The sequence below is a fragment of the Enterococcus sp. C102(2024) genome (assembly GCF_040888205.1).
GTDB lineage: Bacteria > Bacillota > Bacilli > Lactobacillales > Enterococcaceae > Enterococcus > Enterococcus faecalis.
Window position 1 is genome coordinate 115,371 of sequence record NZ_JBFOHH010000007.1, and the last position, 12,822, is coordinate 128,192.

Below are 12,822 nucleotides of genomic sequence, written 5' to 3' on the forward strand. Positions count from 1 at the left end.
TTTTTTGAAAATATAAATTAAAGTAAACTATATTTTAAAATAAAACACGCAAAATTGCGTGCTTTTTTATATTGTGATAGAATATACATACGAAAGCTTATAAATAATCAAAATAATTTTGCAAATCAAGTAAATAAGGAGAGAACAAATGGCTGGAACAATAAAAGAAATTGCTGAAAAAGCAGGAGTATCTAGGGGAACTGTGGATCGAGCATTGAATAATCGCGGCCGAATCAATCCTGAGGTTGCTGAAAAAATTAAAACAATAGCGAAAGAAATGAACTATGTTCCGAAGAAAAAAAAGATGGCCAAAGAAGAAGCAATCAAATTAGGTGTTGTGACACAATTGGCAAAATCATCTTTTATGATTCCAATTCGATCAGGTTTACAAGCAGTTATAGGTGATCTAAAAAAAAGAAATATCGATTGCTTTTTAGAGGAAATAGACGGGGTCGATGAAGCGGCGCAGTTACAGGCACTTGAACGCTTGTTAGAACTTGGTGTAAAAGGAATTGCCATCATGCCAGTTGATAGTGTGGCGATTAGAGAAAAAATCAATCAGCTTACGGAACAAGGCATTAAGGTCATTACATTCAATTCGGACATTGTTGGTAGTAAACGTCAGTGCTTTGTCGGAATGGATAACTTTAAAAGCGGGAAGACAGCTGCTGGATTATTAGGAATGTTGACAAAAGGAGAGGGAGATGTCCTAGCTATTACTGGATATTTTGGAAATAGTGTGAATAGTTTACGAGTTGCTGGTTTTGTTGAAGAATTGAAACAGTCATTTCCACAATTGAAATTAACAGGTGTTCAAAGCAGTTTTGATTCGAGCGATGAAGTCGAAAAGATTTTAAGTGACACATTAGAGAACTATACTAATTTAAAAGGTGTCGTTGTGTTTTCAGGAGGTCAAGCAGGAATTGCTCGTGTGTTGAAAAAAAGGGCAGGGAAAGACAGACCGTATGTGATTATCTATGATTTAACTGAGAAAAATATCGAGATGCTGAAAAAAAATCAAGTTGATTTTCTAATTGATCAAGATGGTTTTACGCAGGGCTATCGGTCTTTGCTACTATTAGCGAATCAACTACAGAATAATAAATTTATAACAGAAGAGATGTTATTTACAGATATCATTATTAAAACAAAATATAATCTTTAAAAGAAGTGTGAATCTTGCTGTAAAGCAATTCATGCTTCTTTTTTTGCGTTCTTTTAAAATGCACGCAAAAATAATGTGCAAATTTAATGTTGCACGCGTTTTGAAAGCGTGCTATAATTCGTTTGTAAATAATAGAAGAACGAAGAAGAGGTGGATCTATGAGTTATATTAGCTTTGATCAATCAAAAGAATTTGATCTAGTTCTTTTAGGTAGAGTGGCTATCGATTTTAACCCTGCCTATAATGAGCAAGTTAAAGAAGAATTTAAGCCTTTAAAAAATGTTCATATGTTTGAAAAGTTTGTGGGAGGTTCTCCTGCAAATATTTCCGTGGGTATCACCAAACATGGGATGAAAGCTGGCTTCATTGGGAAAGTATCCGATGACCAGTTCGGAGAATATGTTATTGATTACTTTAATGAGCAAGGCATTGATACTTCTCAGATAAGTAAAGCACAGCATGGCGAAAAGTTGGGTCTGACTTTTACAGAAATGCTATCACCTAAAGAAAGTAGCATTTTAATGTATCGGAACCAAGCTGCAGATTTACAACTAAGTGTCGAAGATATCGATGAAGATTATTTGAAACGTTCAAAAGCCTTATTAATTTCAGGGACTGCTTTGGCGGAAAGCCCTTCAAGAGAAGCCGTGTTAAAAGCTGTGATGTTAGCGAAAAAAAACAACGTCAAAATTATTTTTGATATCGACTATCGAGAATACAATTGGAAAAATGTGGATGAAATCGCTATTTATTATTCAATAGTTGCGAAAGAATCAGATATTATTATGGGCTCGAGAGAAGAATTTGATTTAACTGAAAGATTGATTCAACCAAATATGACAGATAATGAAAGCGCTGTTTTTTGGCATAATTGTGGCGCTCAAATAGTCGTTATTAAACACGGAATGAAAGGCTCAACAGCTTATACAGCAGATCAACAACAGTTTTCAATTAAACCATTTCCAGTGGAGGCACGTAAGGGATTTGGTGGCGGTGATGGCTATGCAGCTGGATTTTTATATGGTTTATTTGAAGGTTGGGAAATTATCGATTGCTTGGAGTTTGGCTCAGCGGAAGCTTCGATGATGGTCAAAAGTAACAATTGCTCAGATTCTTTACCAACGACGCAAGAAGTAAAAGAGTTCATTAAACTGGAGAAGGAAATATACGGCGAAATGATCGCCAGGATTTAAGGTGGATAAAATGGAAAAGACGATTCGTTTAACGACAGCACAAGCATTATTAAAATTTTTGAATCAACAATATATCAGCATTGATGGAAAAGAAACACCTTATGTGGAAGGAATCTTTCATGTATATGGTCATGGGAATGTTTTAGGGATTGGTCAAGCGTTGGAACAAGATCCGGGACATTTAAAAAGTTACAGTGGAAAAAACGAACAAGGGATGGCTCATGCTGCTATCGCTTTTGCTAGACAAAGTTTACGTAAGAAAATATTCGCAGTTTCAGCGTCTGCTGGTCCAGGTTCTGCTAATTTATTGACTGCTGCTGGAACGGCTTTCGCTAATAATATACCTGTATTGTTTCTGCCAGCAGATACGTTTGCTACTCGGCAACCAGATCCCGTATTACAGCAGTTGGAACATGAATCAAGTGTAACCTTTTCTACCAACGATGCTTTCCAAGCGGTTTCTCGCTATTGGGATCGTATTAATCGGCCAGAACAGCTGATGTCAGCATTGCTACGGGCATTTGAAGTTATGACCAATCCTGCAACTACAGGACCTGCCACCATTTGTTTGCCACAAGATGTTGAGTCAGAAGCCTATGATTATCCAGTAGAGTTTTTTAGAAAAAGAGTTCATTATATCGATCGACGGATGCCGACAATTCGTGAGCTTGAAACAGCTAGTCACTTGATAAAGGATAGTAAACACCCAGTAATTATTGTGGGGGGCGGTTGCAAGTATTCAGAAGCAGGTGAGATCCTTCAGAAAATTTCTCAAGTTCATCAGATACCTTTGGTTGAAACACATGCTGGTAAATCAACTGTTTCATGGGGATTTGAAAATAATCTTGGAGGCTTGGGAATTTTAGGTACCTCGGCTGCTAATAAAGCTGTTCAGCAAGCGGATTTGATTATTGGAATTGGCACGCGTTATACGGATTTTACCACTGCATCAAAAAGTATTTTTAATTTTGAACAATCAAAAATGATAAATATTAACGTAAGTCGACCACAGACTTACAAAATGGAAGCGTTTCAAATTGTGGGAGATGCTCGAGCAACCTTAGAAGGAATTCTGCCAATGATTGAAGGATATCGAACGGCTTATGGTGAAAAAATCACTGAACTGAAGAACGAATGGGTGAAAGAGCGGGAGCGATTAAAAACAACTCATTTTAAACGGAAAGATTTTGATCCGGAAATCAAAAACCACTTTACACAGGATATTTTAAATGATTATGCTGATTCTTTGAATACAACTCTGACACAAACAGAGGTTTTCGTTCATCTGAATGATTTTGTCGAAGATGATGCGATTGTGATTGGTTCGGCAGGGTCATTGCCAGGCGATATGCAACGATTGTGGAATCCTGTAAAGGAAAATACTTATCATTTAGAGTATGGCTATTCTTGTATGGGCTATGAAATTGCTGGTGCAATGGGGGTACGGCTTGCTAATCCTAATCAAGAGGTTTACGCATTAGTCGGTGACGGTAGTTTTTTGATGTTGCATAGCGAACTGGTCTCTGCATTACAATATGACAAAAAAATCAATATTGTTCTGTTCAATAATTCTGGGTTCGGATGCATTAATAATCTGCAAATGGAGAATGGCGGCATAAGTCAAGGGACGGAATTTAGAAATACAAAAGGCGAAATTATGAATATCAATTATGCTAAAATCGCTGAAGGATATGGTGCCAAAGCGTATCAAGTCCATTCGATTGAAGAACTAAAACAGGCGATTGTCGACGCGAAAAACCAAACGCAATCGACATTGATTGAAATAAATGTTCTTCCTAAAACGATGACTGCTGGTTACGATGGTAGTTGGTGGAATGTCGGTGTTGCTGAAGTATCAGAAAAACCAGCGATTCAAGAAGCATACCAAGTTAAAAAAGAAAAACTTGCAACTGCTAGAAAATATTAGGTATTCGTTATACAACCAAAAAGTTAGGAGCGAATGAATTGAAAAAAACATTGAAACATCAACCGTTGATAAAAGAACTAGCTCCCGGTGTTCGACAAGTTCAAAATATTCGAAAAAACAACACTGATTTACAGTATATTGAGTTTCAAGTTCTTGAATTAGATAATGGAGCAATGTATCAAGAAGCTGGTAATGAACTGGAAGTTTGTATCGTTGTATTAACTGGCAAAATCAATGTTAAGGTGAGCGATAAATGGTACGAGAATTTAGGTAAACGAACCTCTGTTTTTGAAAAAATTCCGACAGATAGTATCTATATTCCAGCAAAAACGTCGTTTGAACTAATAGCAACTTCTGATACTGTTCGTTTGGCCCTTTGTTATTCGCCAGCTAAAAAAACGTTGCCAGTGCACGTGATTACCGCTGAGGAAAATACGGTTGAAAAACGAGGGATATATCAGAATAAACGACTAGTGCATAACATTTTACCAGACAATGTCGATACTGCCAGTAGTTTGTTGGTGGTTGAAGTCTACACTGAAGGTGGTAACTTTTCTAGCTATCCACCACACAAACATGACCAAGAAAATTTACCTGACGAATCTTATTTAGAAGAGACGTATTATCATGAGCTGAATCCAGAGCAAGGCTTTGTTTTCCAACGAGTATATACAGAGGATGGTTCTATAGATGAAACGATGACTGTAGAGCATCAAAATGTTGTGGAGGTACCTAAGGGATATCATCCTGTCGGCGTGCCAGATGGCTACACCTCTTATTATTTAAATGTGATGGCAGGACCTGAACGAATTTGGAAGTTTCATAACGAGAAAAAACACGAGTGGATTTTAAATCGGAACGAATTGACTAACAATTAGAAACAAAAAAATAAGTAGACTTTTTTAGGAGGAAAATAAATGACTCGATTTTTAAAGAATTATATAGGTGGCCGCTGGGTAACAAGTGCAGCCACTGAATTTGAAGAAGTGGTCAATCCGGCAACAGAAGAAGCATTAGTAAATGTTCCATTATCTAGTGAAGCAGAAACTGCAGAAGCAATCAGAGTAGCGGATGAGGCTTTTCAAACATGGAAAAAAGTAAGTGTTCCAGTTCGTGGCCGCTATCTTTTCAAATTGCATCATTTATTGATGACGAATAAAGAAGAGCTAGCACGATTAATTACGCTTGAAAATGGAAAATCTTTGTCAGAATCATTAGGTGAGGTTCAGCGAGGGATTGAAAATGTCGAGCACGCAGCGGGCATTACGAATTTAATAATGGGTGATTCTCTATCCACAGCGGCTACAGATATTGAAATTACCAATTACCGTTATCCCATCGGTGTTGTGGGGGGAATTACTCCTTTCAATTTTCCGATGATGGTACCGTTTTGGATTTTCCCAATGGCGTTAGCAGCAGGGAATACGGTGGTGCTGAAGCCTTCCGAAAAAACGCCATTATTGATGGAAAAAATTGTTGAATTAATAGAAGAAGCAGGATTTCCAAGTGGCGTCTTTAATGTTGTCTATGGGGCACACGATGTTGTTAATACTTTATTGCGTGATCCATTAGTAAAAGGAATTAGCTTTGTAGGTTCAAAAAATGTTGGTGAATATGTCTATAAAGAAGGAACAAAAAATCTGAAACGAGTCCAGGCATTAACTGGCGCAAAAAATCATGTCATCGTTTTAAAAGATGCCAACCTTGATCGTGCAGTAAAAGACATTATCGGTGGCTCTTTTGGATCAGCCGGTGAACGCTGTATGGCCGCTTCGGTGATCGTTGTAGAAGAAACTATTGCAGATCAATTCGTTGAAAAATTTAAGGCTGCAGCACAGACGATAAAAATTGGAAATGGTCTGGAAGAAGGAGTCTTTTTAGGCCCCGTGATTCGAAAAGAGGCGCAGCAACGAACATTTGATTACATTCAAAAAGGTATTGATGAAGGAGCGGACTTATTGTTAGATGGCCGTGAAAATATTCCTGAAAAAGGCTACTTCGTGGGACCTACGATCTTTGATCGTGTCACGATGGACATGAAGATTTGGCAAGATGAAATTTTTGCACCCGTTGCCTCAATTGTTCGAGTGAAAAATCTAGAAGCAGCAGTTACACTGACCAATCAATCAGAATTTGCTAACGGTTCATGCCTCTATACGAGTAATGCTTCAGCTATCCGTTACTTTAGAGAGAATGTTGATGCAGGAATGTTAGGCATCAACTTAGGTGTACCAGCACCAATGGCTTGGTTTGCTTTTTCCGGCTGGAAACACTCTTTCTATGGTGACTTACACGCCAATGGAAAAGACAGTGTAGAATTTTATACACATCGAAAAGTTGTAACTGCTCGATACGCTCCTAGCGAAATAAACTAGTTTTACTTCGAAGCTCTGTCAAAGGAGCTTCGAGGATTCTATGATTAAAGCGGTGAAAGTATCTTTTATTAGTACAAATATAAGACATGACTTTCTGAAAATAATGATTGACTAAATAAAATTGTAAGCGTATACATAATGCGCATAAAATAAAGAAATCGGAGGACAAATAATTGAAAGTAAAAGTAGGCGTAATTGGTACAGGGGCGATTGGAATCGAACATATTAACAGAATTAATCACAAGACACAAGGCGCTTTTGTAACAGCAGTATCAGATATTAATGTTGAAGCGGCAAGCAAAATTGCTGAGGAGATTGGGGCTCAATTTTTCAAAACAGGCGAAGAATTAATTGCTTCTGAAGAAGTGGAAGTTGTTGTTGTTACTTCCTGGGACCCAACACACGAAAAATATGTCTTGGAAGCAATCAAGCATGGAAAATACGTATTCTGCGAAAAACCATTAGCAATGGATGCCGCAGGATGTCGCCGAATTGTAGATGCAGAAGTCGCTTATGGTAAAAAATTGGTACAGGTGGGCTTCATGCGTCGATACGATCGTGGCTACATTGAGTTGAAAGAAGCAATTGAATCAAAACAGTATGGTGAAGCGCTGATGCTCCATTGTGCGCATAGAAATCCAAGCGCTGATGAAAATTATAAGACGCCAATGGCAATCAGTAATACTGCAATCCATGAAATCGATGTTCTTCGTTGGCTATTAGACGAAGATTATGCCTCAGTACAAATGATTTTACCAAAAAAAACCAGCCATACACATGCAGATTTACATGATCCTCAATTACTGATTTTCCAGACGAAATCAGGTGTAACAATTGATTTAGAAATTTTTGTTAATTGTCGTTTTGGCTACGACATTAAGTGTGACGTAGTTTTTGAAACGGCAGAAGTCGGAATGACGGATCCAGCCTATACCAAAATTAAAGCTGCGGAGAAAAATTACACACCAATTTCGCCCGACTGGCAAACGCGTTTTTTAGATGCGTATGATTACGAATTTAAGTTATGGGTTGATTCAATTAAAAACGATAAACTTGTTGGTCCAACTGCTTGGGATGGCTACGTGGCAGCAATCACAATGATGGCTTGTCATGAGTCTCGTGAGTCAGGGGAAAAAGTAATGATTGAAATAGATGAACAACCAGCGTTATATACCAAATAATTCTTAAAAAAAGGAGGGGTTTTGTGGAAAATATTAGAGTAGGAATCGTAGGACTAGGTAGATTAGGCAAGGTACACGCAAAAAATTTATCTTCTGCTGTTAGTGGCTGTGAACTTACGGCCGCCTGTAGTTTAGTTGAATCAGAATTAGCATTTGCACAGAAGGAGTTAGGTGTTAAGTATACGTTTTCTAGTTATGAAGAAATGGTTCAAAGCGCTGTAATTGATGCCGTTTTTATTGTTTCACCTTCAGGATTCCACTGTGAACAAGTCCGTTTAGCTATGGAAAATGGGAAACACGTATTTACTGAAAAACCATTGGGAATTGAAATTGAGGACATAAAAAAAACACAAGAGGTTATTGGAAAATATCCCGAGCAAGTATTTATGTTAGGTTTCATGCGCCGTTACGATGAATCTTATCAGTATGCGAAAAAAATGGTAGAAGATGGGGAAATCGGGGAAGTCACGTTAATCCGTTGTTATGGAATTGATCCGAGTGATGGACTGGAAAGCTTCGTTAAGTTTGCAATGAACAATGATAGTGGCGGTTTATTTCTAGATATGGCGATTCACGATATTGATTTGGTTCGTTGGTTTACTGGTCAAGAGGTAGAACAAGTTTGGGCAATTGGTAAAAATGCTGCATATCCAGAATTAGATCAAGTCGGTGAATTGGAAACCGGAGCAGCTATGATGAGTCTTAAAGATAAAACAATGGCTTTACTAGTTGCTGGAAGAAATGCTACACATGGTTACCATGTCGAAACAGAAATCATGGGCACCAAAGGGATGTTACGAGTAGCGCAAGTACCTGAAAAAAATTTAGTGACTGTTATGAATAATCAAGGGGTTGTGCGACCTTGCTCTCAAAACTTTCCAGAAAGATTTAGAGAAGCGTTCATTCGAGAAGCACAAGAATTTATTTCCTGTATTCAAGAAAAACGTCAACCAGCAGTTAATGCAGAAGATGGCCTACAATCAACAAAAATTGCATTAGCTTGTCAAGAATCATTTGATACGAATCGTTTGGTACAACTATAAATGAAGTAGGAGAGTGACATAATGGCGAAACAAATTCAACTAGCTATTGCGCCGATTGCATGGACAAATGATGATATGCCAGAGCTAGGAAGCGAAAATACGTTTGAACAATGCGTTAGTGAGATGGCGCTAGCTGGATTCACAGGTACGGAGATTGGCAACAAGTATCCAAAAGATCCACAGGTTTTAAAACAATATTTAGATATTCGTGGACTAAAAGTAGCGAGTGCCTGGTTTAGTACATTTTTAACAACAAAACCTTTCGAAGAAACCGCGGAAGACTTCAAAAAACATCGAGATTTTTTACATGCAATGGATGCTAAGGTTATTGTTGTGGCTGAACAAGGACACAGCATACAAGGAATTATGACGGCTCCTGTTTTTAATGAGAAACCAATTTTTTCTGATGAAGAGTGGCAAAAACTAGCTGAAGGATTAGAAAAACTAGGAGACTTGGCACATGAAAAAGGTATGGAGATTGTTTACCATCACCATATGGGGACAGGAGTCCAAACGACTGAAGAAATCGATCGATTAATGAAAATGACGGATCCGACAAAAGTTAAATTATTGTTTGACACTGGCCATCTTGTCTTCTCAGGAGAAGATCCAATCGCAATCTATCAGCGCTATCAAGACCGGATTAAACACATTCACTTCAAAGATATTCGCCAACAAATGGCAGAGGAAGTCAGAACAGAAGAAGATAGCTTCTTAAAGGCCGTGAAAAAAGGCGTCTTTACAGTCCCTGGGGATGGTATGATTGATTTCAAACCAATTTGGTCAGCAATCGAAGAGAGTGGCTATGAAGGTTGGATTGTGGTTGAAGCGGAACAAGATCCTGCCAAAGCCAATCCGTTTGAATATGCCGTCAAAGCACGAAACTATATCCGAAAGGTCACCGATCTTTAATCTAATCGAGAAGGAGCTAGACAATGAATCTATTTTCAATAATCAGTTTCCTAGTAATTGTCATCTGCGTATGGATTTTTGCCTATTCTCGATCCAGAAGTGTAGATACTTCTGGATCAGAAGGTTTCTTCATGGGTGGCCGAAGCTTAACAGCCTTACCGATTGCTGGGACAATTATTATGACCAACCTATCCACAGAGCAAATTGTTGGACAAAACGGTCAAAGCTATCATGCAGGAATGGAAGTAATGGCTTGGGAAGTAACTGCTGCAATTGCAATTGTCGCATTGGCAGTCATTTTTTTACCAAAATATTTTAAATACGGTATTAATACGGTTTCAGATTTCATTGAAATTCGTTATGATACAGTTACAAAACGAATTATTTCAATCTTGTTTATTGTTACCTATATGATTTCTTTTTTACCAGTAGTTCTTTATTCTGGATCACTAGTATTCAATAAGATTTTTCATATTGATGAGCTGCTGGGTGTCGAACCTATTGTCGCAATCATTCTTGTGGCGATGGTGATTGGTATTGTTGGGATTCTTTATCTGCTGATTGGCGGCCTATCTTTAAGTGCCAATAGCGATTCGATTTATGGCGTTGGTTTATTGGTTTGTGGTTTGTTGGTTCCAATACTAGGTTTAATGAAACTGGGTGATGGCAGTTTTATTGGTGGGATTGAACAGGTTGTTGAAAACACACCATGGTTACTGAACTCTGTAGGTGCAATTGATTCTGCTGTTGTACCATGGCCAACATTATTTACAGGGATGTTGTTTAATAATTTGTATTTCTGGTGTACCAATCAGATGATTGTTCAAAAAGCACTTTCAGGAAAAAATTTAGCAGAAGCACAAAAAGGGGCTTTTTTAGTGGGGATTTTCAAAGTGTTTGGCGCATTATTCTTAGTATTTCCAGGAATTGTTGCAAGAAATCTTTTTGGGGATGTGTTGATGTCCAATCCTGATAACGCATATCCATATTTAGTAACTGAAGTTTTACCAAAAATGCTTTTCGGCATTTTTGCTGCAGTTATTTTTGGAGCAATTTTATCTTCCTTTGCGGGGGCTTTAAATGCAACCTCCACTCTATTTTCGCTAGATTTTTACAAACCAATTATCAATAAGAAAGCAGATGACAAACAAATTGCTCGTGCGGGAAAAACAGTTACAGTTATTGTAGGGATTATTTCAATTATCGTTGCACCGTTTATTTCTTTTGCACCAGCTGGATTGTATCAATTTGTTCAAGAGTTTAATGGATTATACAATATGCCGTTGTTAGTGATTATACTTTTTGCATTTTATTCCAAAAAAGCAACTGCTTTTGGAGCAAAAATGACAATTGCTATCCACATTGTTTTGTATGCACTGTCAAAAGTATTTTTGAAAGATATCCATTTTTTATATGTCTTAAGCCTGCTCTTCTTCTTAGACATTCTTATTTTAATAGTAGTTTCTAAAATAAAACCAGATGGCGAATTTGTTTTAAATTCTTTTGATACGAAAGTAAATATTGAACCTTGGAAACATACAAAACTTGTCGCAAGTATATTAGTTGTCGTGGTTATCCTAACCTATGCAGCATTTTCACCAATCGGATTTGCTAGATAAAAATATTTCATGAATGAGGAGAAGTTTATGAGCAAAAACATATTGATTATTTGTGAGACAGGAATTAGTGCATCGCTGTTAGTTTCAAAATTACTTGAAGCAATTAGGGAAAAAGAGTTATCTTATGATTTAGATTATGCGCCTGTTTGTCGGATTGAGGAAAAACTTGGTTATAAAGAGTATGATGTGTTAATGTTGACCCCACAAGTCGCTCGTGTCAAAGAAAAAGTGGAAAAATATTTAGAAGGCTGTCAGGGGCAGGTTGTTTTTATCGATCAAGAAGATTTTCGTTATATGAACACAGAGAAGATACTCGCAAGTATCGAAAAGTAAGATTTAGAGAGTGGGACATCAGTCAACTTTGGTTGATGTCTTGCTTTTTTATTGTGTTCAAAAAGAGCAGAATCAAAATCTTACGTTTCATAGTGAATATCAAATGCTTTTCTTTTATAGAAATAAAGCTAAAGTTATTATTTTAGTAAAAAATAGATTAATTTACTAAAATAATATATAATAAAGGTAAAACTAGGAGGGAAGCATATGACGTGTATTTCATTATCGATTTTAAATCAAGAACAAGAAATTAGAAAAGCTAAGATAGATGATTCAGATTCTTTGAAAGAGTTAACTATTACAGGGAAAGATTTTGTTTGTTTAGCTGCTTGGGATTGTCAATTACAAGACGGCGATGTGATTCAAGTTTGTTTAGATACGCCCAATACTTATTTAATGGTGAAGTTAGATGCTACGCTTGATAGCAGTTTAATTTATGTTCCAGAACAAAAATGGACATTTCCAATCACAAAAAATGAAAACGCTATCGAAGCGCGAGCAGCGTATCGTTTTGAAACCAAGAAACCTTATATAAGTGTGCGTGTTGCCACGAAAGAAGAAATTAAGAGTTATCGTAATTGGGCGTTAAATCCACATGATTTACAACATTTTACTGGTGCGTATCCTCATGCATCTGCCAACGTGGAAACGCGAAATGATGCTACTTTTTTTGCTTGCAATGCGATTGACGGTACCTTTGCTAATCTTTATCATGGGCCGTATCCTTATCAATCATGGGGGATTAATCAGCAGTTAGATGCCGCATTAAAAATTGAATTTGGGCGTGAAGTCTTGTTGGATAAAGTGATCTTAACATTACGAGCGGACTTTCCTCATGATAATTATTGGCAACAAGTGACTTTAAAATTTTCCGACGGTACACATGAGGTCTTTAAAACTGTTAAGACTGAGCAACGCCAGAGCTTTACCTTTGCGAAACGGGCAGCGGAGTGGGTGATACTAACAGAGTTAATTCAAGCAGATGAACCATCACCATTTCCAGCATTAACACAAATTGAATTATTTGGTCAAAACAAATAAAAAATAAGGACGGTTCCTTTATAGGAGCGGTCC

Annotated in this window: 11 protein-coding genes; all 11 read left to right on the forward strand. The window is 37.4% G+C overall.

Translation table 11 applies throughout. From position 1 onward, the window contains the following. Positions 1-148: 148 nt before the first annotated feature. The 11 genes from AB3I34_RS12875 to AB3I34_RS12925 all read left to right on the forward strand — a co-directional run bounded on the left by AB3I34_RS12875 (position 149) and on the right by AB3I34_RS12925 (position 12,789). A complete protein-coding gene (locus AB3I34_RS12875; RefSeq protein WP_002384266.1) occupies positions 149-1,165 on the forward strand; it encodes a LacI family DNA-binding transcriptional regulator in 1,017 nt (338 codons plus the stop codon). Between the two features lie 158 nt (positions 1,166-1,323). After that, complete coding sequence (iolC, locus tag AB3I34_RS12880) at positions 1,324-2,358, forward strand: 5-dehydro-2-deoxygluconokinase (protein ID WP_002362153.1); 1,035 nt, start codon at positions 1,324-1,326, stop codon at positions 2,356-2,358. A gap of 10 nt (positions 2,359-2,368) precedes the next feature. Next, the gene (iolD, locus tag AB3I34_RS12885; protein ID WP_010712648.1) at positions 2,369-4,285 is read left to right on the forward strand and encodes a 3D-(3,5/4)-trihydroxycyclohexane-1,2-dione acylhydrolase (decyclizing); all 1,917 of its coding nucleotides are present in this window, start codon (positions 2,369-2,371) and stop codon (positions 4,283-4,285) included. A 38-nt stretch (positions 4,286-4,323) separates the two neighbouring features. Further along, positions 4,324-5,163, forward strand: coding sequence for a 5-deoxy-glucuronate isomerase (gene iolB / locus AB3I34_RS12890; protein WP_002372122.1), 840 nt, complete (start codon positions 4,324-4,326; stop codon positions 5,161-5,163). A gap of 39 nt (positions 5,164-5,202) precedes the next feature. After that, entirely contained in the window at positions 5,203-6,660 is a 1,458-nt protein-coding gene (locus AB3I34_RS12895; protein WP_002370405.1) for a CoA-acylating methylmalonate-semialdehyde dehydrogenase, read from the forward strand. Positions 6,661-6,833: 173 nt separating this feature from the next. Then, a complete protein-coding gene (locus AB3I34_RS12900) occupies positions 6,834-7,841 on the forward strand; it encodes a Gfo/Idh/MocA family protein (protein WP_002356824.1) in 1,008 nt (335 codons plus the stop codon). A 23-nt stretch (positions 7,842-7,864) separates the two neighbouring features. Further along, positions 7,865-8,884 (forward strand): inositol 2-dehydrogenase, encoded by a 1,020-nt coding sequence (gene iolG, locus AB3I34_RS12905; RefSeq protein WP_010712647.1) that lies wholly within the window; start codon positions 7,865-7,867, stop codon positions 8,882-8,884. A 21-nt stretch (positions 8,885-8,905) separates the two neighbouring features. Then, positions 8,906-9,796 (forward strand): myo-inosose-2 dehydratase, encoded by an 891-nt coding sequence (gene iolE, locus AB3I34_RS12910; RefSeq protein WP_010712646.1) that lies wholly within the window; start codon positions 8,906-8,908, stop codon positions 9,794-9,796. A gap of 23 nt (positions 9,797-9,819) precedes the next feature. After that, a complete protein-coding gene (locus AB3I34_RS12915) occupies positions 9,820-11,415 on the forward strand; it encodes a solute:sodium symporter family transporter (RefSeq protein ID WP_010712645.1) in 1,596 nt (531 codons plus the stop codon). Between the two features lie 9 nt (positions 11,416-11,424). Then, positions 11,425-11,748 (forward strand): PTS sugar transporter subunit IIB, encoded by a 324-nt coding sequence (locus AB3I34_RS12920; protein WP_002356829.1) that lies wholly within the window; start codon positions 11,425-11,427, stop codon positions 11,746-11,748. A 207-nt stretch (positions 11,749-11,955) separates the two neighbouring features. Further along, the gene (locus AB3I34_RS12925) at positions 11,956-12,789 is read left to right on the forward strand and encodes a hypothetical protein (protein ID WP_085444102.1); all 834 of its coding nucleotides are present in this window, start codon (positions 11,956-11,958) and stop codon (positions 12,787-12,789) included. Positions 12,790-12,822 lie beyond the last annotated feature (33 nt).

Excerpts from the sequence above, each read along its gene's own strand:
- iolC (WP_002362153.1), top strand. The coding sequence starts at position 1,324 with ATGAGTTATATTAGCTTTGATCAATCAAAAGAATTTGATCTAGTTCTT.
- AB3I34_RS12915 (WP_010712645.1), top strand. The coding sequence starts at position 9,820 with ATGAATCTATTTTCAATAATCAGTTTCCTAGTAATTGTCATCTGCGTA.
- iolD (WP_010712648.1), top strand. The coding sequence starts at position 2,369 with ATGGAAAAGACGATTCGTTTAACGACAGCACAAGCATTATTAAAATTT.
- AB3I34_RS12920 (WP_002356829.1), top strand. The coding sequence starts at position 11,425 with ATGAATGAGGAGAAGTTTATGAGCAAAAACATATTGATTATTTGTGAG.
- AB3I34_RS12925 (WP_085444102.1), top strand. The coding sequence starts at position 11,956 with ATGACGTGTATTTCATTATCGATTTTAAATCAAGAACAAGAAATTAGA.
- iolE (WP_010712646.1), top strand. The coding sequence starts at position 8,906 with ATGGCGAAACAAATTCAACTAGCTATTGCGCCGATTGCATGGACAAAT.
- AB3I34_RS12875 (WP_002384266.1), top strand. The coding sequence starts at position 149 with ATGGCTGGAACAATAAAAGAAATTGCTGAAAAAGCAGGAGTATCTAGG.
- AB3I34_RS12895 (WP_002370405.1), top strand. The coding sequence starts at position 5,203 with ATGACTCGATTTTTAAAGAATTATATAGGTGGCCGCTGGGTAACAAGT.